This is a genomic window from Xanthomonas sp. 10-10 (assembly GCF_040182365.1).
Lineage (GTDB): Bacteria > Pseudomonadota > Gammaproteobacteria > Xanthomonadales > Xanthomonadaceae > Xanthomonas > Xanthomonas arboricola_F.
Window position 1 is genome coordinate 3,617,490 of record NZ_CP144460.1, and the last position, 24,986, is coordinate 3,642,475.

Below are 24,986 nucleotides of genomic sequence, written 5' to 3' on the forward strand. Positions count from 1 at the left end.
TCTTGCTCAACAGGAGTGCAGTTCCCATGACGACCGATAGCCGCGTGTTTGCGGCTCCATCCCGCCGCCACGCCGGAGCTGTACCCAGAACGCGAATGCTCGCGCTCGGTCTGCTGCTCGCGTTGCCTGCCGCCACGCTCAGCGCGCAATCGCCCACCGCGCCGACCGCCACCACGCTCAGCCCGGAACAGATCGACCAGCAGTGGCTCGATGCCACCGCCAAGTACGCGCCAGAACGCGATCGCCTAGTGCGCGAAGCCGAAGCCGGCGCACGCAAGGGCCCGTTTCGCCCCGATTGGGCCGCGCTGAAGGCATATCAATCGCCGGCGTGGTACGACAACGCCAAGTTCGGCATCTTCATCCATTGGGGCGTGTTCTCGGTGCCGGCGTTCGGCAGCGAGTGGTATTCGCGCAACATGTATCTGCAAGGCTCCAAGGAGTTCGCCCATCACGTGGCCACCTATGGCCCACAGGCGAGCTCCGGCTACAAGGACCTGATTCCCAAGTTCACCGCGCCCAAGTTCGATCCGAATGGCTGGGCCAAGCTGTTCCGCGACTCCGGCGCGCGTTACGTGGTGCCGGTGGCCGAACACCACGACGGCTTTGCGCTGTACGACTCCAAGCTGTCCGACTGGACCGCGATGAAGATGGGACCCAGGCGCGATCTGCTGGGCGAGTTGTCCACCGCCATCCGCGCACAAGGCCTGCACTTCGGCCTGTCCTCGCACCGCGCCGAACACAACTGGTTCTTCGACGGCGGGCGTAAATTCGATTCGGACGTCAACGACCCGCGCTATGCGGCGCTGTACGGCCCGGCGCAAGTGCGCCTGCCGGGCAAGGACGATGCCGACGTAGCCAACGACTGGACGCCGGTGTCGCAGGCCTGGCTGGACGACTGGCTGGCACGCACCACCGAGTTGATCGACACCTATCAACCGGACCTGATCTATTTCGACTGGTGGATCGCCCACCCCACGTTCCGTCGCAGCCTGCCGACCATGCTGGCGTACTACTACAACCAGGGCGCGGCGCGCACCGAAGCCGATCGCGGCGTGGTGGTGAACTACAAGCTCGGTGCGTTTCCGGAAGGGGCCGGCACGCTGGATATCGAACGCGGCCAGCTCACCGGCATCCATCCCACGCATTGGCAGACCGATACCTCGGTGAGCAATGCCTCGTGGGGGTACATCGAAAACGACACCTACAAGTCGCCGACCTTCATCATCCACATGCTGGCCGACGTGGTGGCCAAGAACGGCAACCTGATGCTCAACATCGGCCCGCGGGCGGATGGCTCGATCCCGGATACCGAACGCGGCATCCTGCTGGCGATCGGCAAGTGGCTCAAGACAAACGGCGGCGCGATCTACGACAGCAAGCCCTGGCGCGTGTATGGCGAAGGCCCGACCGAAGTGGTGGGCGGCACCTTCCAGGACGTCAAGACCAAGCCGTATACGGCCGAAGATTTTCGCTTCACCACCCGCGATGGCGCGCTGTATGCGATCGAGCTCGGCTGGCCGACCGATGGCGAGGCGGTGATCCGCTCGCTCAACGCCGCCGATGGCGTGCGCGGCGTGACCCTGCTGGCAAACGGCAAGAAGATCCCGTTCGAACAACGCGCCGATGGCCTGCATCTGCGCCTTCCCGTAAAGCCGGTTGGCGAGAGCGCGTATGTGTTCCGCATCGACCTTTCTTCCCCCACTCCCTGACGGATGTTGTCTTTCATGAGTAAGCGATTGACCTGGATGTTGCTTGCGCTGGCACTGACCTGCGCCCCGGCCCTGGCCCTGGCCAAGAGCCCCACGGCGTTGTTCTATCTGATGAACACGCAGAAATCGACCAACTCGTTCATTGCCAACGTCGACAAGATCGATGTGGTGGTGCCCACCTGGTACGGCGTCGACCAGAACGGCCTGGTCAACGGCACGCCCAATATGTACCTGTACGACATCGCCAGGCAGAAGAACCTGCGGGTGATGCCGATCCTGTCGATGACCACCGGCCGCGACGGCTTCCACAAGCTGATGCACGACGAAGCGGCCAAGAAGCGCATGATCGAATCGCTGCTGATCCACGGCAAGCAGCACAAGTACTACGGCTTCCAGTTCGATTTCGAGAACATCGCCTGGACCGATCGCGATGCCTACACCTTGATGGTCAAGCAGACCGCCGACGCCTTGCACAAGGCCGGCTTCAAGATGTCGGTGGCGGTGGTGCCCAACGCCCCGGGTCACGCCGAAGGCGGCCAGTTCTCCAAGTGGATGTGGGAATACTGGCGCGGTGCGTACGACCTGAAGGCGCTGGGCCAGGCTGCGGATCTGATCAGCATCATGACCTACGACCAGCACACCCGCTGGACCACCCCCGGCCCGGTGGATGGCATGGTGTGGATGAAGAAGCACCTGGATTACGCGATCACCCAGGTACCTAAGGAAAAACTCTCGCTCGGCATCGCCACCTACGGCTACCGCTGGTACACCGGCAACCCGGTCAAGGAAGACGGCACCGAAGCGTCGAACATCTCCGCAACCTACATCGATGCCGACGAATCCTTCCCGCTGGCGATCGAACAGAACGCCACCGTGCAGTGGGATCCGGTGGAGCAGGAATCGTGGTTCTACTTCTACCGCGACGACATGCGCGAGTGGGTGTTCCGCCCGGACGCACGCAGCTTCAAGGCACGCTACGACATGGCCAAGCAATACGGCCTGGAAGGGTTCAGCTGCTGGGTGCTGGGTGCGGAAGATCCGAAGGTGTGGGACGAATTGCCGGTCGCGCAGCGCTGACCCACACACCCGACTGGCGCAGCGCGTTGAAGCGTGCGCCAGTCCCTGCGTAAAGTGTGGCGGCTTTGGTACTGTGCGTTGCGCGATGCATGAGCAGATCGCCATGTGCACCCGATTCGGCAAGCGATGCGCATGCGCTCGAAATCATCGGTCGCCACTCGTACACTGCAATGGGGCTGCAGCCATTGTCGCCACATGTGTGAGTCGCATCGTCGCAGCGGCCAGGCATCGCTGGCTTGCGGCACTGCACGATGCGGCTGCCCTACCCGCTGCGTCGGTGTCTTGTCGCAGCGCCCCGCTCTCCGCCATATCGGGATGTGATTGCATGATGGTCAACACCAGCCGGACTCCACACACACCATTGTCGAGAGTGCTGTGGCTGGACACGTCGCCATCGGGCACACCCTTATCAAGTGCGCCCTTATCAAGCACGTCTGCATCGAACAAGCTGTCATTGCGCATGCCGTCGTTGGGCATGCCGTCAGCAGGCGCGCTGCCGTCGCGCCTGCTTGCGTTGTCGCTGGTCGCGCTGATGCTGGCCGGCTGCGGTAAACGCGAAGCCGGCACTGCACCGGCTGTGGCACGTGCAGGCGCCACAGCGGCCGCACCATCGGCCGATGCACCATTCCCCCTGATTCCAGCACCGGTCGAGGCGACGCCTGCGGCCGGTCGTTTCACCATCGACACCGGCACCGTGATTTCGATAGAAGCAGGCGACGCCGATGCGCGGCGCAGTGCCGAGTATCTGGCCGGCCTGCTCAAACGCACCCGCGGGCTGACGTTGGAAGTGCGTGCCGAGGCCACCCCTTCTCCGGCCAGCATCCGCCTGGAACGCGACGCGCAGGCAACGGTGCCGCAGAAGGAAGGCTACAGCCTGGACGTCACTGCCAAAGGCACCCGCATCGCTGCGCGCGATGGTGCCGGGCTGTTCTATGGCGCAATCAGCGCCTGGCAATTGATGACCCCCGATGCGCGCAAGGGTGCCGTGACCGTGCCCGGTGTGAGCATCCGCGACTGGCCGCGCTTTGGCTGGCGTGGTCAGCATCTGGACGTGGCCCGCCATTTCCACGACGTGGACACCGTCAAGCATGTGCTGGACGCGATGGCCGTGCACAAGCTCAATGTGCTGCACTGGCATCTGACCGACGACCAGGGCTGGCGCATCGAAATCAAGCGTTACCCCAAACTTACCGAGGTCGGTGCCTGGCGCACACCGCCGGGTGCCGGCAGACACGGCACGCCGGAGCGCTCCGGTGGTTTTTATACGCAGGAGCAGATCAGCGAAATCGTCGCGTATGCGGCGCGCCTGCACATTACCGTGTTGCCCGAGCTGGACATGCCCGGCCATGCGCAGGCAGCCGTTGCCGCCTACCCCGAAGAGGTGGGCGTGCCTGGCGTGCGCACCCAGGTGGGCGTGGACTGGGGCGTCAACCCGTACCTGTTCAACACCAGCGAGCGCAGCCTGAGCTTCATCACCACTGTGCTGGACGAGGTGCTGACCTTGTTCCCGTCGACCTACATCCACATCGGTGGCGATGAGGCAGTCAAGGATCAATGGGAAGCCTCGCCAGCGGTGCGCGCGCAGATGCGCAAGCTCGGGGTCAAGGACGCGCACGCGATGCAGGGCTGGTTCAACGAACAGCTTGCGACCTACCTCACCAAGCACGGCCGGCGCATGATCGGCTGGGATGAAATTCTGGAAGGCGGCGTGCCGCAGAGTGCGTCGGTGATGTCGTGGCGCGGCGTCGAGGGTGCGGTCACTGCGGCCAAGCAAGGCCACGATGTGGTGCTTGCGCCGGGCGACTGGCTGTATCTGGACAACCTGCAGACCACCCGCAGCGACGAACCCAACGGTCGCCTGACGGTGTTGCCGTTGTCGAAGGTCTACGCGTTCAACCCGGTGCCTGCCGAGCTCAGCGCCGAACAGGCCAGGCACGTACTGGGCGCACAAGGTGCGTTGTGGTCCGAATACATCCCCTCGCGCTGGCATGTGGATCACGCGCTGTTCCCGCGCCTGTCGGCAGTGGCGGAAATGACCTGGTCACCGCAGGCGGCACGCAACTGGGACAGTTTTCTGACACGCATGCCGGCACAGCTGCAGCGCTACAAGGCACTGGGCATCGATTACAGCGACGGCGCCTTCGCCGCCGATATCGCCCTGGAAGACGGCCCCAACCCGGTGCTTGCCGGCGGCCCGGCCAAGGTGACGTTGGGCACGCAGACCGGCGCAGGCACACTGCATTACACCGTCGACGGCAGCGACCCCACCCCGGCATCGCCGCGCTATGAGGCGCCGTTGACGATCAGCCTGCCGACCACGGTCAAGGCCACCGCGTTCACCGCCGATGGCATACCGCTGGCCGCAGCGCGCAGCCGCACCTTCGACCGCGCCTCGCTGTTGCGCGTGGACACGCAAGGCCTGCGCGATTGCGTGGCACAGGGCGCGCTCGGCCTGCGCCTGCCATTGCTGCCGGAAATGACCGGCGCCGCGACGCCGGTCTACAACGTCGATCTGTTCCATGCCTGCCGGCTGTATCCGCAGGCACGACTGGATGGCGTCGGCGCGATCCGGATCGAGGCCGCGCGCCTGCCCAACAACTTCGGTCTGGCGCACGAGCAATCCAAGGTGGTGCAGTACCCGGCCAAGACCCGCGGCGGCGAGCTGGAAGTACGCCAGGGCTGCGACGGCGAACTGATCGCCAGCGTGCAACTCCCCAGGAGCGACACCCTGGGCGAACAGTTCACCCTGGAAACCCCGCTGCCTGCACGCACCGGCATCCATGATCTCTGCCTGCGCTTCACCGCGCCGATTCGCGGCCCGTTGTATGCCATCGGCGCCGTCCAACTGATTGAAACCACCGCGCAGGCGCCCCCCGCCGCCACGCGCTGACCCATCCAAGGAGACTCACCCATGCCCCTGCCGCACCGCACTGCCCCCGCACTGTCACCGCTCACACCCGCCCGTCTCGGGCTTGCCCTGACCTTTGCACTTTCGCAGGCCTGGGCGGCACCGCCTACGGCAGTGAACCTGGACAGCGGCTGGCAGGTGCGTCTGGTGCCGGGGCAGGAACAGGCCAAGACCTATCCCAAGGCCGCCAGCTGGATGCCGGCGCAGGTGCCGGGCGTGGTGCAGACCGACCTGATCGCCGCCAAGGTGGTGCCCGACCCGTTCCTGCGCGACAACGAGGGCAAGATCCAGTGGGCCGGCTTGAGCGACTGGCAGTACCAGACCCGCTTCAACGTGGATGCGGCCACGCTCAAGCGCGAGCACGTGGAGCTGGTGTTCGATGGCCTGGACACACTGGCCGAGGTCACCCTCAACGGCAAGCCGCTGCTGAGTGCCGACAACATGTTCCGGCAGTGGCGGGTGGACGCCAAACCGCTGCTCAAGCGCGGCGACAATGTGCTGGAAATCAAGTTCCTTTCGCCGATCAAGAAGATCCAGCCGTGGCTGGCCAAGCAGCCGTATGCGCTGCCGGGCGCCTACGATTCGGCGTTCGGCGATGAGCCCGATGGCCGCCACAGCTCCACCTACGTGCGCAAGGCGCCGTATAGCTACGGCTGGGACTGGGGCCCGCGCATGGTCAATGCCGGCATCTGGAAGGATGTGCGCGTGGAAGCCTGGGATGCGCTGCGCGTGGACGGCCTGCATATCGCCCAGCAACGCGTCGACGCGGATGCTGCGCAATTGCAGGCGCAGCTGGAACTGCAGGCCGGCCGCAGCGGGCCGGTGCAGGTGACCCTGGATGTGCTGGGCCCGGATGGGCAAAAAATCGGCCAGTTCACCCAGGACGCGGTGGTCGACCCGGGCAAGAACCGCATCGACCTGGCGGTACGCATCGCCAAGCCCAAACGCTGGTTCCCGGCCGGCTACGGCGCGCAGGACCGCTACACCTTCGTGGCCAGCGTACGCGACGCCGATGGCGACAGCCAGCAGATCAAGCGCGTCACCGGCCTGCGTTCGGTGGAGCTGCGCCGCGAAAAGGACACCTGGGGCAAGAGCATGGAGATCGTGATCAACGGCATCCCGATCTTCGCCAAGGGCGCCAACCTGATTCCGCTGGATGCGTTCCCCTCGCGAGTCAGCCAGGAGCGCATGCGCAGCACCTTGCAGGATGCGCGCGACGCCAACATGAACATGCTGCGCATGTGGGGCGGCGGGCATTACCAGGACGACCACTTCTACGAGGTGGCCGACGAGCTGGGCATCATGATCTGGCAGGATTTCATGTTCGGTGGCGCGGTGCCTCCGTATGACGTGGAGTTCCGCGAGAACACGCGACAGGAGGCGATCGAACAGGTCAAACGCCTGCGTGATCACCCCAGCATCGTGTTGTGGTGCGGCAATAACGAGGTGCAGACCGGCTGGGAAAACTGGGGCGACCGGGTCAAGTTCAAGCAATCGCTGGACCCGGAAGAACGCACCCGCGTCGAACGCGGCATGACCACCCTGTTCGGCACCGTGTTCCGCGAAGTGGTGGCCACCTACGATAGCGACGTGCCGTACTGGGCCACCTCGCCGGGTACCGACTTCGACGGCGGTGCCGACCAGACCAACGATGGCGATATGCACTATTGGAAAGTGTGGGGCGGCCCCGCGCTGCCGGTGACCGAATACCTCAACGTCACCCCGCGCTTCATGTCCGAGTACGGCCTGCAGTCGTTCCCGGACATGCGCACCGTGCGCGTGTTTGCCGATGCGGCCGACATGGATCCGGAATCGCCGGTGATGCGCGCGCACCAGAAGTTCGACAAGGGCAATGGCAACAAGCGGCTGATGCTGTACATCCGCCGCGAATTCGGCGAGCCCAAGGATTTCGAAAGCTTCGTCTACCTGAGCCAGCTGATGCAGGCCGAAGGCATCAACCTGGCCGCCTCGCACCTGCGCGCCTCGCGTCCGCAGTCGATGGGCTCGCTGTACTGGCAGCTCAACGATGTCTGGCCAGGCGCGTCGTGGTCCAGCGTGGATTACTACGGCCGCTGGAAAGCACTGCAATATCACGCGCGCCGCTTCTATGCGCCGGAGCTGATCACCGCATTGCGCAACGACAAGGGCCAGACCGAGGTCTCGCTGATCTCCGATCGCACCACCGCCTTGAATGCACGCTGGCGCATGCGGGTGATGAGCATGGACGGCAAGGTGCTGAGCAAGCGCGAGCAGAAGACCACGGTCAAGCCGCTGAGCAGCCTGCAGGTGGGCAACTTCAGCGATGCGCAATTGCTGGGCAAGGCCGACCCCAAGCGCAGCTATGCGGTGTTCGAGTTGCTGGAGGGCGACACGCTGCTGTCGCGTGAAGTGGTGTTCTTCGCACCGGCCAAGCAGCTCGCACTTCCAACTGCGAAGGTCGACAGCCAATGGCGCGCCGATGGCGATGGCTATGCGCTGACCCTGACCAGCAACACGCTGGCGCGCGAGGTGTGGCTGTCGTTCGGCGACCTGGAGGTGAAGGTGGCCGATAACGCCTTCGACCTGCTGCCGGGCGAACCGCTGACGCTGCACGTGTCCAGCAAGCTGCCGATGACGCAGGTGCAGTCTGCGTTGCAGGTGCGCGATTTGGCATCGACGCTGGCCGGCGCTCCGCCGGAGCCGCCGGAGGCAGCGGCGGCGAAATGAGCTCCGGGACGGCCCTCATCCGCCCTGCGGGCACCTTCTCCCGCCTGGCGGGAGAAGGACTCGATATCCGCTCATGCGTGCCCTTTCCCACATGCATGGCCGTCCCCTCACACGCATGACCACGCCCGCGTTGGGTGTCCTTCTCCCGCTGGCGGGAGAAGGTGCCCCGCAGGGGCGGATGAGGGTCCGCCGCAGTACCAGCAACAACCATTACACCAATGGCGCGCATGACACCGCCGCGCCGGAACCCAAGCTCGCCGCAGCCGAAGCCGCTGCGGCAACACCAGAACAACGCCTGGCGGATCTTTCCGCTGCGCAGGAGTGAATCGATGTCATCCGTGTTTGTCACGCGTCTTGCCCTGGCTCTGAGCCTGAGCCTTGGCCTGCCCTGTATCGCCCTCGCCGCACCTGCCGACCGCAGCGGCACACCCGAACAGCGCGCCGCCGCGTTGGTGGCGCAGATGAGCCGCGAGGAAAAGGTCGCCCAGGCGATGAACGATGCGCCGGCGATTCCGCGCCTGGGCATCCCCGCCTACGAATGGTGGAGCGAAGGCCTGCACGGCATCGCACGCAATGGCTACGCCACGGTGTTTCCGCAGGCGATCGGCCTGGCCGCCAGCTGGAATACGGCGCTGATGCAGCAGGTGGGCACGGTGGTCTCCACCGAGGCGCGCGCCAAGTTCAATCTGGCCGGCGCCCCCGGCAAGGACCACAAACGCTACGCGGGCCTGACCATCTGGTCACCCAACATCAACATCTTCCGCGATCCGCGCTGGGGCCGTGGCATGGAAACCTACGGCGAGGATCCCTTCCTCACCGGGCAATTGGCAGTGGGCTTCATTCGCGGCCTGCAGGGCGACGATCTCGATCACCCGCGCACTATCGCCACGCCCAAGCACATCGCCGTGCACAGCGGCCCGGAACCGGGCCGGCACGGTTTCGATGTGGATGTGTCGCCACGCGATGTGGAAGCGACCTATACGCCGGCCTTCCGCTCGGCGCTGGTCGAGGGACAGGCCTGGTCGGTGATGTGCGCGTACAACTCGCTGCATGGCACACCGGCCTGCGCGGCCGACTGGTTGCTCAATGGCCGCGTACGTGGCGACTGGGGCTTCAAGGGCTTTGTGGTGTCCGACTGCGATGCGGTGGACGACATGACCCAGTTCCACTACTTCCGCCCGGACAATGCCGGCTCGTCGGCCGCCGCACTCAAGGCCGGTCACGATCTCAATTGCGGGCATGCCTATCGCGACCTCGGCACAGCGATCGAACGCGGCGAAGTGGACGAAGCCTTGCTCGACCAATCGCTGGTACGCCTGTTTGCCGCGCGCTATCGGTTGGGCGAACTCGCAGCACCGCGCAAGGACCCGTATGCGCGCCTGGGCGCCAAGGACATCGACAACAACGCCAACCGCGCACTCGCGTTGCAGGCCGCTGCCGAATCGATCGTGCTGCTGAAGAACAACGCCGATACCCTGCCGTTGAAAGCCGGCATCAAGCTGGCGGTGATCGGCCCCAATGCCGATGCCCTGGCCGCACTGGAAGCCAACTATCAGGGCACCTCCTCCGCACCGATCACCCCGCTGCTCGGCCTGCGCCAGCACTTCGGTGCGCAGCAGGTGCGCTACGCGCAAGGCGCGCCGCTGGCCGCCGGCGTGCCGGGCATGATTCCGGAAACCGCCCTGCGCAGCGACGGCAAGCCGGGATTGCGTGGCGAATATTTCGACAATGTCGACATGACCGGCAGCCCGGCGGTGGTACGCCAGGACCGCACCGTCAGCTTCAACTGGGATCAGGTCAGCCCGGCCAAGGGCGTACCGGCCGATCGCTACGCAGTGCGCTGGAGCGGCGAACTGCTGCCGCCAGGCGCGGGCGATTACACGTTGGCGGTGCGCGTGGCGCGCTGCTTCGACTGCACCGGGCATGACCCGGTGCGGCTGTATATCGACGACAAGCTGGTGGTTGCCGGCAATGCCGAAGACAAGCACGTGCCGGCCGGCATGCACAACGCCGATGGCCGCAGTGTGGAAACCGTGCTGCATTTCGACGACACCCGCCCGCGCAAGATCCGCCTGGAAATGGAACATCGCGGCCAGGACCAGGGCCTGCGCCTGGAATGGCTGGCCCCGGCCGCCGCACAACTGGCCGAAGCCGAACAGGCAGTGGCGCAGTCCGATGCGGTGGTGGCCTTCGTCGGCCTGTCGCCGGATGTGGAAGGCGAGGAACTGCGCATCGACGTGCCCGGCTTCGATGGCGGCGACCGCAACGACATCGCCCTGCCCGCCCCGCAACAAGCCCTGCTGGAACGCGCCAAGGCCTCCGGCAAGCCGCTGGTGGTGGTGTTGATGAGCGGCAGCGCGGTGGCGTTGAACTGGGCCAAGGCCAACGCCGACGCCATCGTGGCGGCGTGGTATCCGGGCCAGTCCGGCGGCACCGCGATCGCGCGCGCACTGGCGGGCGAGGACAACCCCGGCGGGCGTCTGCCGGTCACGTTCTACCGCTCCACCAAGGACCTGCCCCCGTATGTCAGCTACGACATGAAGGGCCGTACCTATCGCTACTTCAAGGGCGAACCGCTGTTCCCGTTCGGCTATGGGCTGAGCTACACCAGCTTCGCCTACGACGCACCGCGCCTGTCCACCACCACGCTGCAAGCCGGCAGCACGCTGCAGGTGACCACCACGGTGCGCAACACCGGCAGCCGCGCCGGTGATGAAGTGGCGCAGGTGTATCTGCAGTACCCGGACCGGCCGCAATCCCCCTTGCGCAGCCTGGTCGGCTTCCAGCGTGTGCATCTGAAACCGGGCGAACAGCGCACGCTAAACTTCACCCTGGATGCGCGCGCCCTGAGCGATGTGGACCGTACCGGACAGCGCGCGGTGGAAGCGGGCGACTACACGCTGTTTGTCGGCGGTGGTCAGCCGGGAACCGGAGCGGTTGGTGCAGCGGCAGCGTTTTCGATTTCGGGACGTTCGCCGTTGCCGAAGTAAATCGTTCGCACACCTGCTGCACAACAGGCGTCGGCTGTCGTGGCCGGCGCCTGTTGCTCAATGCACGTGTTGCAGCGCATCGCAGAACGCCGGGATTGCTTCTGCGCAATGGCCAATTGGTGATCTATCTGCAAGCACCACGATGATGTCCGCACATACTTCACACCTGCTTGACAGACATTCAAACGGGGTCTATCACTGACCGAGGTCGGCACCACGCGCCATCGGCGAGACGACCGACTCACCTTGACGGCAACAACGTTTCCACGCGGTACCTGCACCGGGAGATGGTTGAATGCAGCATCGTCGTATCGACCAGCGCCTGGGTGTTGCCGATCGTGCAGTGCATCGCACGCATGCCTGCTGCGCTGCTGTCACGCTGGTGCAGCCGTCATGACCAAGCACTACAAACTGAGCGCCATGCGCTCGCGCTCGAAGTGCATCGCCGGCTACTCGCCGCCGCGCCACTGACGCCTGCACCGCTGTAACAGCTGGCAGACGCTCCGGCGCCAACCCCGTTCGGTCTTTCGCACACGCTTCCGTTGCGTGCCATGCGTTGCCGTGCGCGCACACCGCCGTGCAGACCGTCTGCCCTAGAGCAAGGCATCGGAAGGCGTTGCCCTCGGCAACGTTGCCCAGCATCTGGCGAGGTGGCATGTGCACAAGCATGAGCGTTTGACCCGCAAGCGATTGATCGTGGCGATCCTGGCCGTGACCGGCATGACCTCGGCGGCCTGCGCCGTGGCCGGCACGGTGGAGGGAACCCTCAAGGAGCGCGGCAGCGGCAAGCCGGCCGCCAACGCAAAGGTGCGCATCGCAGGCACCGCATACAGCGCGGTGGCCGATGCGCACGGGCACTTCGTCATCCGCGACGTGCCGGCCGGGCAGTACGCACTGGCGCTGGACTACCCGGGCTTCAGCGCCGCAGACACCCGCGTCCAGGTGGATGGCAGCGGCACTGCCGCGGTGGACGTCGCACTGGACGAGGTCAAGCAACTCAAGGCGGTCAGCGTGGTGCGCAACCGCTACGATGCCAGCGATCTCAAGATCAATGCGGCCAACACCGTCGATGTGCTGTCGGCCAACGACCTGCAGCGCACCGCCGTGCACAACGTGGCCGAAGCGTTGGGCCTGATCGCCGGCATCAACATCACCAGCACCGGCTCGGGCTACTTCGGCGGCATCGACGGTGCAGCGCGCGGCGAAGGCATGTTCGCCTCGGTGCGTGGGCTGCCGTCCGAATACAACGTCAACATGATCGACGGCGTCACCGTGGCACAAGGCATGCCGTACAGCCGCAGCGTGCAACTGAGCCTGTTGCCGCCCACCGGCCTGCAGACCATCGTCGCCAACAAGACCTCCACCGCCGACATGGACGGGGATGCGATCGGCGGCACGCTGGATTTCCGCACACCCACCGCCTACGACTTCAAGGACATCACCAGCGGCAGCGTCACCGGCAGCGGACGGGCGGAAAGCCGTGCGCGTGATTACGGCGGCGATGGCCTGGGCGGTGGATTCGGCGGCGAATTCCAGCACAAGTTCGGTGAGGCACAACAGTTCGGCGTGTATGCCAGCGCCTACTACGACTACCGCACCACCACCAATAGCGAGGTGGCCGCGGCCACCAGCGCGCTCAACGATGGGTCGTGGGAATATCTGAATACCGATGCCGAAGGCGGAAACGCGGCAGGTTTGGATCCGCAACACAACCTCACCAGCACCGGCATGAACGTCGGCATCGCTGCCGGCTGGGAGCGTCGCTACGGCGGCAATGCCTCGTTCGACTGGCATGTGGACGACAGCCTGTCGCTGTATGCGCGCATGACCTACGCCTATGCCAAGACCGATCAAGGCACCACCTTCGTGCAGCTGCTGCCGCAGGATGTGAGCTATGTAACGACCGGCACAGCCGGCGTTTTCACACCGAATATCGGCCGCATCGCGGCGCGGTTCTGGTACGAAACCAATCCGGAGGTCGCCGACCTGGCCACCTTTCAGATCGGTGCAAAAAAGATTGTGGGCGGCTGGACCTTCATGCCCAACGTGTTCTACAGCTTCGGCGACAACGACCGCCCCGACCATGTCGAAATCGACGGGCGAGAGGACAAGTTCACCCAGGACAACTACGCCTATTCCGGCAACACCTTGGTGCGCTACGGCGGCGGTGCATTCCCGTATCCGCAACTCACACCTGCACTGCAGGCGCAGGTCAACAACATCCCGGCGTTGTATGCCAGCAGCTATGGCGAGCTGACCAAGATCTATTCCGGCCAGAAGAAAGGCGGCGCGCGTTTCGATACCCGCTACGACTTTGCCGATGGCGCGCTGCGCTCGCTGCAGTTCGGGGTGAAGTACAGCAGGAGCCGTCGCAGCTTCAGCAATCGCGACTGGTATACCGGCGGCGTGGATGGCACCACCACGCTCGGCGATCTGGGCATCTTCACCGGCACCTATGCCTCGATCTTTCCCGGCAAATACGACTGGAACACGCCGCGCGTGAGCGAAGCGGCAGTGGCCGGCGTGATTGCGCAACACCTCACCGACGACGATCTGGATACCTGCGGCAGCGCGTTCTACGTCAACAACTTCAACTGCAACACCATGCGCGGCACCGAGGCGGTGAGCGCGGCCTATGCCAGCGCCACCTTCACCATCGGCAACCTGGATATCGTGCCAGGCGTGCGCCTGGAGCACACCGCCATCGACAACACGTTCTGGGTGACCCCGGTGGATGCGGACGGCAACCAGGTGGTCGGCAACTTCGCCCATAACAGCACCACCTACAACGAGCCGCTGCCCAGCGTACTCCTGACCTGGCGGCCGGACCTGCGCACTGCCTACCGCGCCTCGCTGTGGACCAGCTACACCCGCCCGGCATTCGTGCAGTTGGGCGGCGGCAGCCAGATCGGCATCTCCAACGGCGTCACCACGATCACCCAAGGCAACCCCGACCTGAAGCCGATCGAATCGACCAACCTGGATCTGTCCGGCGAGTGGTCCACCGAGCGCGGCGGCTTCTTCTCGCTGGCGGGCTTCTACAAGCAGTTGCGCAACTACATCTACGATGCCGGCTCGGCCCAGGCCAATGGCAGCACCACCGGCAGCGGCACGGTGCTGTACCACATGCCCACCAATGGCGGCGACGGCAAGATCTACGGTGTGGAACTCAGCGCGCGGCAGAAGTTCCAGGATCTGCCCGCGCCCTTCGACGGCCTGGGCGTCAGTGCCAACGCCACCCGCCAGCATGCGCGTGCAGACCTGGGGCTGGATGGCTTCGACAACGAGCACATGCAGTCGGCGCCGTCGGCGATGGCCAACCTGGAGTTGTTCTACGAGCACAACGGGTTCTCGTTGAACCTGAGCTACCACTTCAGCAGTTCTTACCTGCTGGGCTACGACTTCCTGCATGAAGGCGCGCCCTGGAACGACCTGTGGGCACGCCCGACCCGCCGCGTGGATCTGCACACCGGCTACCGCTTCGACAACGGCGTGAGCATGGACCTGTCGATCTCCAACCTGACCAAGGAATACAGCTACTGGGCGCATGTGGGCCGCAACAACCTGGCGATCTCCGACATCGTCGATGCCGGCAGCACCGCCTTGCTGACGGTTAAGTACGCCTTCTAGCGCACCGGCATGCAGCGCCGCGCACCACCAGCGCGCGGCGCGTTGCAACGCGGCTGGTTCCTTCCCCTGGCTGGAGACACCATGAAGCGCAGGACCTTGTGCACGTTCGGCCTGCTCGCCCCGTTCGGGCTGGCGGCATCGCCGCAGCCGCAGCCGTCGCTGCACGCACCGCAACCGGATGGGCAGGCGCATGCATTCGGATTCGCGCAGGGGCACTTCACCCTGGACGGGCAGCCCTGGCAGCTGCGTAGCGGCGAAATGCATCCGCTGCGCATCGCGCGCGCCGATTGGCTGCACCGCATCCGCATGGCCAAGGCGATGGGCCTGAATACCATCGCGTTGTATCTGATGTGGAATGCGCTGGAACGCGAACCGGGGCAGTTCGACCTGGATACCGGCGAGCGCGACTTCGTCGCCTTCATCCGGCTGTGCCAGCAGGAAGGCATGTGGGTGTACCTGCGCCCCGGTCCCTATGTGTGCGCGGAATGGACGCTGGGCGGGCTGCCGCCGTACCTGCTGCGCGAGCCGGGCATGCGCCTGCGCGACCGGACCGACGCGCGCTACATGGCTGCGGTGCAGCGCTACATCGATGCGGTGGCGCCGCGGATCGCACAGCTGATGGCCAGTGCCGGCGGCCCGGTGCTGATGCTGCAGATCGAAAACGAATACAACATGCACGGCGCCGATGCGGGCTACCTGCAGGCATTGGCTGCACTGTGGCGCACGCACGGCATCGATGGCCCGTTCTCGTTGGCCGAAGGCATGAAGGATCTGCGCCGACGCAAGGCCTATCTTCCCGGTGCTGCGCTGGGACTGGATGGCGCCGATCTCGCTGAACTGCAGGAAGCAAACCAGATCGCAGGCAATGCGCCGGTGTGGGTGGCCGAAGGCTATCCTGGCTGGTTGACGCATTGGGGCGAAGAGGCCTTCGCGCAGCGCGACTACGCGCCGATGCTGCAGCAACTGATGGCCGCCGGTGGCTCGTTCAATCTCTATGTGGTGCACGGCGGCAGCAATTTCGGATTGAGCGCCGGTGCCAATGCCGAAGACGATGGTTCGCAGTTCCAGCCCGCGCTGACCAGCTACGACTACAGCGCCCCGATCGACGAAGGCGGGCGCGCCACGCCTGCGTACCTGACGCTGCGAAACATCATCGCGACGCACACCGGCAGCGCGCTGCCGGCGCTGCCGGCGCCGCCACCGCGGGCGCGTTTTGCGCCGGTCATGGCGCAGCCGATCGCCGCGCTGTGGGACAACCTGAGCACCGGGCCGCTGCAGGTCGCACGCCCGACCGACAACCAGACCCTGCTCCGGCAGAACCTGGGTCTGGTGGTATACCGGCGCCGCATCGCGGCCGGTACGCATCTGCAACTGGGGCGAGTGCACGACTACGCGAGCGTGCAACTCGACGGTCGCGAGATCGGCCATGTCTCGCGCATGCAGCACGCACGCCTCAACAGCGATCCGCAGCTGACCCTGCCGGACGTCACCTCCACCGAGCGCGTGCTGGAGGTGCTGGTGGACAGCTTCGGCCATATCAACTTCGGCCCGGCGCTGGGCGATGCAAAAGGCCTGCTTGGTCCGGTGCACCTCGATGGCAGGGAACTGCGCGACTGGCAGGTGCAGGGCATGGCGCTGGACGGCGATGCGCCGCCCACGCTACGGCCGTTGCAAGGTCTCCCCACCCGGCCTGGCCTGTTCTTCGCAACCGAAATCACCCTGGACACGGTCGGCGACATCTACGTGGACATGCGTCAGTGGCGCAAGGGCTATCTGTGGATCAACGGCAGGCTGCTCGGGCGCTACTGGGAAATCGGCCCGCAGCACTGCCTGCATTGCCCGGGCGCCTGGTTGCGGCCCGGCCGCAACGCGGTGCTGGTGCTGGATCTGCATCAACTTCAGCCCGCCGCCATCCACTGTGCCGACGGGCTGACCGCCTCGGTCAAACGCAGCAACGACGTATCGCTCGCGCATGCAGAGCGCTGCGCATGTTGAGCGCCCCCATCGCACCTTCACCGGCCACGCTCGTCGCTGCGCCACCGCGCACGCTCGGGGTCTGGAGCGCGCTGTCGGCGAACCTGCTCAACATGATCGGCATCGGCCCGTTCATCACCATCCCGTTGGCGTTGTCGGCGCTGGCCGGGCCGGCGGTGTTGCTGGGCTGGGTCGCCGGCGCGCTGCTGTGCGTGTGCGATGGATTGGTGTGGGCCGAACTGGGCGCGGCGATTCCGCGCTCCGGCGGGCCGTATCACTACCTGCGCGAGGCCTACGGGCGCGAACGCTGGGGGCGGCTGTTCGGTTTTCTATACCTGTGGCAGACACTGTTGACCGCGCCACTGTCGGTTGGCTCGGCAGCGGTGGGCTGCGCGCAATACCTGGCTTTCCTGATGCCGGGACTGAGCCAGAGCCGGCTCACGGCGATCGCGATGGCGCTGTGCGCGTTCAACACCTTGCTGCTGTACCGCAAGGTGCGCTCGGTGCAGTTGCTGTCGTTGCTGGTCAGCGCGGTGGTCCTGGGCGCCTGCATGTGGATCATCGGCAGTGGCGTGCTGCATTTCGATGCCCGCATCGCCAACGCATTCTTGTACGCGCGCCCCGCCTCGCCGCATGGGTTCTGGCTGGGCTTCGGTGCGGTGGCGCTGATCGCGGTCTACGACTACGGCGGCTACAACAACGTGTGCATGCTCGGCGGCGAAATCCGCAAGCCGCGGCGCACGATTCCGCGCGCGGTGCTGCTCTCGATCCCGATCGTGGCGCTGCTGTACCTGGGCCTCAACATCACCCTGCTCGGGGTGCTGCCGTGGCAGCAGGCCGCGCACTCCAAGGCGGTGATGGCCGACTTCATGCAGGCCATCTACGGCCCGGCCGGCGCCACGGTGGCCGTGGCGCTGATCGCGCTGGCCGCGTGGGGCTCGGCGCTGGTGGTGCTGCTGGGCTACTCGCGGGTGCCGTACGCCGCCGCTGCGGCCGGGCAGTTCTTTGGCGTGTTCGCGCGGCTGCATCCGCGCGGCGGTTTCCCCACCGTGTCGCTGCTGTTCGTCGGCGCGACCTCCACGCTGGCCTGCCTGCTGTCGCTGGACGATCTGATCGCCACCTTGATGATCATCCAGATCCTGTTCCAGTTTCTGGCGCAATGCCTGGCGGTGGTGCTGCTGCGTCGCAAGCGGCGCAGGCGAGCGTTTGCGATGCCGCTGTATCCGTGGCCGCTGCTGGTCAGCGTGTTCGGCTGGATCTATCTGCTGGCGACCAGCCCGGGGCGACGCGTGCTCGCCGCGGTGCTGGCGCTGTGCGTGGGTAGCGCGGTGTATCTGCTGCAGGCACGGAGGGAGCGCGCATGGCCGTTCCAGCTGCAATGAGCGCTGCGCAGATCGCGGTGGTCGGCGAGGTCTACCTGGACCACATCTTCAGCGGCTTCGCACGCTGGCCGGCGCCTGGCGAAGAAGCGCTCGCGCAGCACTACCGGCGCGAACTCGGCGGCGGCACCCTCATCACCGCCTGCGCGCTGGCGCAGCTGGGCTGCAACGTGCGCGTGATCGGCGCGATCGGTGCGCAGGACCGTGCGCTGTTCGCGCACCGCCTGGGCGACTTCGGCGTTTCGGCCGACGGGCTGATCGACTCGCCCGTCGGCACCGGCGTGACCACCAGCGTCTCGCTGCAGGACGACCGTTCGTTCTTTACCTATGCCGGCGCCAATGCCGACCTGGGTGGGTTGCTGCTGCGCGACGACGTCATCGCTGCAATGTGTGCGGCCACGCATGTGCACTTCGCACTGCCGCTGCCGGCCACGGTCGCGCGCAGCTTGCTGCCGCAGCTGGCGCGCGCCGGCTGCAGCACTTCGCTGGATGTCGGCTTCAGCCCGCAATGGCTCGCCGACCCGGACAACCGCGCCACCTGTCGCGCGGTCACCTGGTTCCTGCCCAACCAGAAGGAAGCCGCGCTGATGGGCTGCGGCGACAGCGTCGACGCCTGCGTGGCCTGGGCGCAGGCGCAAGGCCTGCGCGAGGTCGTGGTCAAACACGGTGCTGCCGGCGCGATGGTCGTCGATACCGCCGGCGGCCGTTCGATTCCCGCGCCCCAGGTGCAACTGCGTGACAGCACCGGCGCCGGCGATGCCTTCGATGCCGGCTTCATCGCCGCGCGCCTGCACGGGCTGTCGCTGGACGCTGCCGCTCGGCAGGGCTGCCGATGCGGTGCGGCGTGCTGCAGCGCGCTGGGTGCGCTGGACGGCCTGGCTTCCCTGCCTCCCCTTTTCTCCCCCCCTGAGGACATTCCATGAGCAGTTCTGTCGACAATCGCAAGCTGACCCTGATCGGCGGCGGCGGCGTGCGCACGCCGTTGGTGGTGTACGGCGTCAACGAAGCGGCCGAAGCGCTGGGCGCACGCGAGATCGTGCTGTACGACCCCGACCAGGAGCGCCTGGCATTGATGGTTGCGATGGGCCGCGCCATCGTGGCCGAGGCCGGCGGCAGCCTGCAGGTGCATGCGGCGCCCTCGCTGGAGGCGGCGATCGAAGGCGCGCATTTCGTGCTCAACAGCATCCGCGTCGGCGGTATCGCCCAGCGCGCCTCCGACGAGCAGACCATCATCGGCCATGGCTATTCCGGCCAGGAGACCACCGGCCCCGGCGGCGTGGCCAAGGCATTGCGCACGGTGCCGGTGGCGATCGAGCAGGCGCGCATGATCGAGCGGCTGAGTCCGGACGCGTGGCTGGTCAGCTTCACCAATCCGGCCGGGCTGATCACCCAGGCCATCACCGCACATACCCGCGCGCGGGTGGTCGGCATCTGCGACACCCCGGTGGAGCTGTTCCACAACATCGCCCGCGCGCTCGGCGAGCCGGCATCCGACGTGGAATGCGATTACGTCGGCCTCAACCACCTGGGCTGGATCCGTGCGGTGCGCCTGCGCGGGCAGGACATCATGGATCGCATCCTCGACGACGACGCCATCCTACGTCAGCTCTATCTGGCGCCGCTGTTCGATGTCCAGATGCTGCGCGCCTTGCGGCTGATCCCCACCGAGTACCTGTACTTCTTCTACGAGCGGCGCCGCGCCCTGGACAACCAGCGCGCCAGCGGCGCCAGCCGCGGTGGCGAGATCGAGCGGCTCAACCGCAGCCTGATCGGCGACCTGGGCAGCCGCCTGCAGGCCGGCGACACCGCCGGCGCGGTGCAGACCTATGCCGCCTACCTGGCGCAGCGCTCCGGCTCGTACATGAAGCTGGAGGCCGAAGCCGGCTCGGCCTTCGCACCCGACATGGCGCCGCAGCCGGACCCGTTCCGCGCCAGCACCGGCTATCACCGCATCGCGGTGGACGTGATGAGCGCGCTGACCGGCGCGCGCCCGGGCCGGCATGTGGTCAACGTGCGCAACCGCGGCGCGATGGCCGAGCTGGCCGACGACGATGTGGTGGAAATCGCCGCAGACATCGACCGCGACCGCGTCGTGCCGATTCCTGCCGCGCCCCTGCCGGACGCGGTGCATGGCCTGGTGCGCGCGTTCAAGGCCTACGAACACGCCGCGATCGAGGCCGCGCTCAGCGGCAGCCATCGCGATGCCTGCAAGGCAATGCTGATCCACCCGGCGATCGGCGAGTGGAGCCCGTCGCAGCGCCTGCTGGACGCCTTGTTCGGGCACGAGCACGACGACGGCCACTGCGCGGGGCCGGCGCACTGGCGCGGGCATGCGGCTGGATGATGCACCCGGCGCGCGGGCCGTCGGCGTGCCGGCACCACGCTAACGGCAGTGCCCGCTTCTGCAGCCGCCGTGCCACCTCCGCTGGCAAGCATCCGGCAGCGCCCGTCCCCCGAAATTGTGCGAGCGCACTATGCAGTTTCGACGCACACGTTGTATGGTCATCAGGAATTGGTCATGCATAGGTCTCATCGCCCAGGCTGCCGTCTTGCAGCCGCCAGCGCGGGGAGGACCATCGTGCGGATCGCAGGTTGAACCCATGGAGTCTTGAGGTCATGCATACCCGCCGCGACATTCTTCAGCTGCTCGGCGCCAGCGCCGGTGCCGGCCTGCTGGCCAGTGCCCTGCCTGCCTTCGCGGCCGCGCCCGCTGCCGGCGCCTCCACGGCCGCCGGTGCCTTCGTCAGCAAGCGCCCGCCCAAGGCGCAGCGTCGTTTCGTCAGCAAGGCGGTCGAGCAGCAGATCGTGCGGATCAAGGCACAGATCGCCGACCCCGAGCTGGCTTGGCTGTTCGAGAACTGCTACCCGAACACGCTGGACACCACGGTGGAAACCGGCACCCGCAACGGCAAGCCGGACACCTTCGTCATCACCGGCGACATCCATGCGATGTGGCTGCGCGACTCCTCCGCGCAGGTGCATCCGTACGTGCCGCTGGCCAGGCGCGACCCCGCGTTGCGACGCATGTTCCATGGCCTGATCCAGCGCCAGGCCGCGTGCATCCGGCTGGACCCGTATGCCAACGCCTTCCTGCCCGACGGCCAGACCCAGCGCCTGAAGTGGTCGCTCAACGACATCACCGAGATGAAGCCCGGCGTGGGCGAGCGCAAGTGGGAGGTGGATTCGCTGTGCTACCCGATCCGCATCGCGCACGAATACTGGCGCGCCACCGGCGATGCCGCACCGTTCGACGACGACTGGCGCGCGGCGATGCACGTGGTGGTCAAGACCTTCCGCGAGCAGCAGCGCAAGGACAACCGTGGTCCGTACGTGTTCCAGCGTCCTTCCCCGCTGGCCACCGAAACCCTGGTACTGGAGGGCTACGGCCAGCCGACCAGACCCAACGGCATGATCCACTCGATGTTCCGTCCCTCCGACGACGCCTGCGTGTTTCCGCTGTTCGTGCCGGCCAACCTGTTTGCGGTGACCTCGCTACGCCAATTGGCAACGATGAGCACCGCACTGCATCGCGATGCCGCGTTTGCCGCCGAGTGCACCGCCCTGGCCGATGAGGTGGACACCGCCACGCGCCAGTTCGGCCAACTGCGCGACAGCGACGGCCAGGCGTACTGGGCCTTCGAAGTGGACGGCTTCGGCAACCAGTTGTTCATCGACGATGCCAACGCCCCCGGCCTGCTCAGTCTGGCCTACCTGGGTTGCTGCGACCGGCGCGACCCGGTGTTCCTGCGCACCCGCCAGCTCGCCTGGAGCGAACGCAACCCGTATTTTTCGCGCGGCAAGGCGGCTGAAGGCGTGGGCAGCCCGCATAGCGGCATGGGCACCATCTGGCCGATGTCCATCGTGCAATACGCGTTGGTCAGCGACGACGATGCGCAGCTGCGCCAATGCCTGCAGTGGCTCAAGACCACCCACGCCGGCACCGGCTTCATGCACGAGGCGTTCGACAAGGACACCCCGAGCACCTTCACCCGCGACTGGTTCGCCTGGGCCAACACCTTGTTCGGCGAACTGATCATCGACCTGTCCCAACGCAAACCCCAGCTGCTGCGTAGTAGCTGATTGTCCGAAACGCCGGATCCTCTCTTTCCCGGCGGAACGACACAGCACTTGATCTTCCCTTCTCCCGCCGGGAGAAGGTGCCCGAAGGGCGGATGAGGGTGCCCCGGCATCGGCCCGCACATTCAGAGACCACACACATGGCAACACGACGCGGTTTTCTCCAAGGCGCCATCGCAGCGGCATTGTTCGGCAGCGTAGGCCTGCCCGGCGCAGCCCGCGCACGCGCCGGCAACTACGCGCTGCCGGCCGATGCGCGCGTGCGTGCCGACCTCACCCGTCACGTGGACGTCTTCATCGGTACCGGCGGCCATGGCCACACCTTCCCCGGCGCGACCTTGCCGTTCGGCATGGTGCAGCTGAGCCCGGACACCTATAACGCGGTATGGGACTCGTGCTCGGGCTACCACGAATCCGACGGTTCGATCATGGGCTTCTCGCACACCCATCTGTCCGGCACCGGCATCGGCGACATGCTGGATTTCCTGCTGGTACCCGCCACCGGCGAGGTCAAGCTGGTGCCCGGCCCACTGGACGACCCGGATGCCGGTTACCGCTCGCGCTACGGCCACAGCGACGAAGCCGCCTCGCCGGGCTATTACCGCGTGCGGCTCAAGGACAGCGGCGTGCATGCCGAACTCACCGCCACTGCGCGCGCAGGCCTGCATCGCTATCACTTCCCCAAGGGCAAACCGGCGCACGTACTGCTGGACCTGTGCCACGGCATGCAGGACAAACCCGGCATCCCCACCCGCGTCAGCGATGCGCAGCTGCGTGTGGTCGACGAGCGCACCCTCACCGGTGGCCGGCGCGTCTACCAATGGGCGCAGGGCCGCTACATCTATTTCGCCCTGCGGCTGTCGCGGCCGTTCAAACAGGTGCAGCTGTACAACGAAGACCAGCCGCTGGCCGCCGGCACGCGCAGCGCCGATGGCGTGCATCTGAAGGCCGCACTGCACTTCCCCGATGCCTCCGATGCGCCACTGCTGATCAAGGTCGGCATCTCCGCCGTCAGCGCCGACAATGCACTGGCCAACCTCGACGCCGAGCTGCCGGACTTCGACTTTTCCCGCGTGCATGCGCAAGCGGTGGCCGCCTGGGAGAAGGAGCTGGCACGTGTGCGCATCGACAGCGATGACGACGCGCAACGCCGCATCTTCTACACCGGCCTGTATCACAGCCTGCTGGCGCCGACGCTCTTCAGCGACGTGGACAACCGTTACCGCGGCATGGACCTGCAGATCCACACCGCACCCAAGGGCTACAACAACTACAGCACCTACTCGTTGTGGGACACCTACCGCGCCGCGCATCCGCTGCTCACCCTGGTACAACCCGAGCGCGTTCCCGACCTGGTGCAGTGCCTGGTCCGCGGCGCCAACGAATGCCCGGACGGCGTGGGCATCTGGCCGCTGCAAGGCGTGGAGACCGGCTGCATGATCGGCTACCACTCCGCCGTCGTGCTGGCCGAAGCGCACGCCAAGGGCTTTACCGGAATCGACTACGCCGCGGCGTGGCCGGCCTACCGCAAACGTGCGATGGACGACACCACGCACGGCCTGGCGTACTACCGCAAGCTTGGCTACATCCCCGCCGACAAGGTGGACGAAGCGGTCAGCCGCACCCTCGAATACGCCTATGACGACTGGGCCTGCGCGCACCTGGCGCAGGCTGCCGGCGCAACCGACGATGCACGCGCGCTGCGCGCACGCTCGCGCAACTACCGCAATGTCTTCAACCGCGACAGCGGCTTCGTGCAGGCGCGCCTGGAAGATGGCAGCTGGGCCAAACCATTCGACCCGCGCGGCATGGGCCACATCGCCAAATGGCGCGACTTCACCGAATCCAACGCCTGGCAGGCCACCTTCCTCAACCAGCACGACCTGTACGGTTACATGGATTTGTACGGCGGCCGCGACGGTTTCGTCGCCAAGCTGGACGAACTGTTTTCCACCAGCTCCGAACTGCCGGCCGATGCGCCACCGGATATCGACGGCCTGGTCGGCCAGTACGCGCATGGCAACGAGCCCAGCCATCACGTGGCCTATCTGTTCGCCTACGCCGGCCAGCCGTACAAGACTCAGGCGATGGTGCGCCGCTTGCTGCGCGAGCAATACCATGACGCGCGTAATGGCCTGTCCGGCAACGAAGACTGCGGGCAGATGAGCGCCTGGTTCGTGCTCAGCGCGCTGGGCCTGTATGCGGTGGACCCGGTCAGCGGCAACTACGTGCTCGGCAGCCCATTGTTCGAGCGCGCCACGCTGGACGTGGGCAACGGCCGCACACTGCGCATCGTGACCAAGGACAACAGCGCGCAGAACGTCTATGTGCAGTCGCTGACCTTCAACGGCAAATCGCTCACCCGCGCCTGGCTACGTCACACCGAGCTGGCTGCCGGCGGCACGCTGGAATTTGCGATGGGACCCAAGCCGAACCCGGCCTTCGGCGCAGACAAGAAGGATCTGCCACCGTCGTTCGCGTAATGCCGGTACGTCGCTTGCGCGAGCGGCGCGTTCGCTTCTTGCTGCGCGAATGG

13 protein-coding genes are annotated in these 24,986 nt (G+C 66.2%); all 13 read left to right on the plus strand.

The features are described from left to right. The first annotated feature begins 26 nt into the window (after positions 1-26). The 13 genes from VZ068_RS15260 to VZ068_RS15320 all read left to right on the plus strand — a co-directional run bounded on the left by VZ068_RS15260 (position 27) and on the right by VZ068_RS15320 (position 24,933). Positions 27-1,709: an alpha-L-fucosidase gene (locus VZ068_RS15260; RefSeq protein WP_349655766.1), complete on the plus strand. Its 1,683-nt coding sequence runs from the start codon at positions 27-29 to the stop codon at positions 1,707-1,709. Positions 1,710-1,712: 3 nt separating this feature from the next. Continuing rightward, complete coding sequence (locus tag VZ068_RS15265) at positions 1,713-2,786, plus strand: glycosyl hydrolase family 18 protein (protein WP_259161636.1); 1,074 nt, start codon at positions 1,713-1,715, stop codon at positions 2,784-2,786. 475 nt (positions 2,787-3,261) lie between these two features. Continuing rightward, positions 3,262-5,676, plus strand: coding sequence for a family 20 glycosylhydrolase (locus VZ068_RS15270; RefSeq protein ID WP_349655767.1), 2,415 nt, complete (start codon positions 3,262-3,264; stop codon positions 5,674-5,676). A 21-nt stretch (positions 5,677-5,697) separates the two neighbouring features. Next, positions 5,698-8,400 carry a glycoside hydrolase family 2 protein gene (locus tag VZ068_RS15275; protein WP_349655768.1) on the plus strand — a complete coding sequence of 901 codons (2,703 nt, stop codon included), beginning with the start codon at positions 5,698-5,700 and terminating at the stop codon, positions 8,398-8,400. 178 nt (positions 8,401-8,578) lie between these two features. Next, positions 8,579-8,725, plus strand: a complete 147-nt coding sequence (locus VZ068_RS15280) for a hypothetical protein (protein WP_349655769.1) — start codon at positions 8,579-8,581, stop codon at positions 8,723-8,725. Between the two features lie 4 nt (positions 8,726-8,729). Next, positions 8,730-11,390, plus strand: a complete 2,661-nt coding sequence (locus VZ068_RS15285; protein ID WP_349655770.1) for a glycoside hydrolase family 3 C-terminal domain-containing protein — start codon at positions 8,730-8,732, stop codon at positions 11,388-11,390. Positions 11,391-12,110: 720 nt separating this feature from the next. Continuing rightward, positions 12,111-15,020 (plus strand): TonB-dependent receptor, encoded by a 2,910-nt coding sequence (locus VZ068_RS15290; protein WP_349657724.1) that lies wholly within the window; start codon positions 12,111-12,113, stop codon positions 15,018-15,020. Between the two features lie 81 nt (positions 15,021-15,101). Beyond that, positions 15,102-17,015: a beta-galactosidase gene (locus tag VZ068_RS15295; RefSeq protein WP_349655771.1), complete on the plus strand. Its 1,914-nt coding sequence runs from the start codon at positions 15,102-15,104 to the stop codon at positions 17,013-17,015. Beyond that, entirely contained in the window at positions 17,009-18,376 is a 1,368-nt protein-coding gene (locus VZ068_RS15300; RefSeq protein ID WP_349655772.1) for an APC family permease, read from the plus strand. The genes VZ068_RS15295 and VZ068_RS15300 overlap by 7 nt, the downstream gene beginning before the upstream one ends. Next, positions 18,355-19,296, plus strand: a complete 942-nt coding sequence (locus tag VZ068_RS15305) for a carbohydrate kinase family protein (protein ID WP_349655773.1) — start codon at positions 18,355-18,357, stop codon at positions 19,294-19,296. The genes VZ068_RS15300 and VZ068_RS15305 overlap by 22 nt, the downstream gene beginning before the upstream one ends. Next, a complete protein-coding gene (locus tag VZ068_RS15310; protein ID WP_259161658.1) occupies positions 19,293-20,717 on the plus strand; it encodes a 6-phospho-beta-glucosidase in 1,425 nt (474 codons plus the stop codon). The genes VZ068_RS15305 and VZ068_RS15310 overlap by 4 nt, the downstream gene beginning before the upstream one ends. Positions 20,718-20,989: 272 nt before the next feature. Continuing rightward, a complete protein-coding gene (locus VZ068_RS15315) occupies positions 20,990-22,453 on the plus strand; it encodes a glycoside hydrolase family 125 protein (RefSeq protein WP_349655774.1) in 1,464 nt (487 codons plus the stop codon). A 137-nt stretch (positions 22,454-22,590) separates the two neighbouring features. Further along, complete coding sequence (locus VZ068_RS15320; RefSeq protein ID WP_349655775.1) at positions 22,591-24,933, plus strand: GH92 family glycosyl hydrolase; 2,343 nt, start codon at positions 22,591-22,593, stop codon at positions 24,931-24,933. Positions 24,934-24,986: the final 53 nt, after the last annotated feature.

What these genes read in the sequence shown, in the direction of transcription:
- VZ068_RS15260 (WP_349655766.1), top strand. Translation starts at nt 27, where the DNA reads ATGACGACCGATAGCCGCGTGTTTGCGGCTCCATCCCGCCGCCACGCC.
- VZ068_RS15320 (WP_349655775.1), top strand. Translation starts at nt 22,591, where the DNA reads ATGGCAACACGACGCGGTTTTCTCCAAGGCGCCATCGCAGCGGCATTG.
- VZ068_RS15315 (WP_349655774.1), top strand. Translation starts at nt 20,990, where the DNA reads ATGCATACCCGCCGCGACATTCTTCAGCTGCTCGGCGCCAGCGCCGGT.
- VZ068_RS15310 (WP_259161658.1), top strand. Translation starts at nt 19,293, where the DNA reads ATGAGCAGTTCTGTCGACAATCGCAAGCTGACCCTGATCGGCGGCGGC.
- VZ068_RS15295 (WP_349655771.1), top strand. Translation starts at nt 15,102, where the DNA reads ATGAAGCGCAGGACCTTGTGCACGTTCGGCCTGCTCGCCCCGTTCGGG.
- VZ068_RS15285 (WP_349655770.1), top strand. Translation starts at nt 8,730, where the DNA reads ATGTCATCCGTGTTTGTCACGCGTCTTGCCCTGGCTCTGAGCCTGAGC.
- VZ068_RS15275 (WP_349655768.1), top strand. Translation starts at nt 5,698, where the DNA reads ATGCCCCTGCCGCACCGCACTGCCCCCGCACTGTCACCGCTCACACCC.
- VZ068_RS15280 (WP_349655769.1), top strand. Translation starts at nt 8,579, where the DNA reads ATGAGGGTCCGCCGCAGTACCAGCAACAACCATTACACCAATGGCGCG.
- VZ068_RS15305 (WP_349655773.1), top strand. Translation starts at nt 18,355, where the DNA reads ATGGCCGTTCCAGCTGCAATGAGCGCTGCGCAGATCGCGGTGGTCGGC.
- VZ068_RS15300 (WP_349655772.1), top strand. Translation starts at nt 17,009, where the DNA reads ATGTTGAGCGCCCCCATCGCACCTTCACCGGCCACGCTCGTCGCTGCG.
- VZ068_RS15290 (WP_349657724.1), top strand. Translation starts at nt 12,111, where the DNA reads ATGACCTCGGCGGCCTGCGCCGTGGCCGGCACGGTGGAGGGAACCCTC.
- VZ068_RS15270 (WP_349655767.1), top strand. Translation starts at nt 3,262, where the DNA reads ATGCCGTCAGCAGGCGCGCTGCCGTCGCGCCTGCTTGCGTTGTCGCTG.
- VZ068_RS15265 (WP_259161636.1), top strand. Translation starts at nt 1,713, where the DNA reads ATGTTGTCTTTCATGAGTAAGCGATTGACCTGGATGTTGCTTGCGCTG.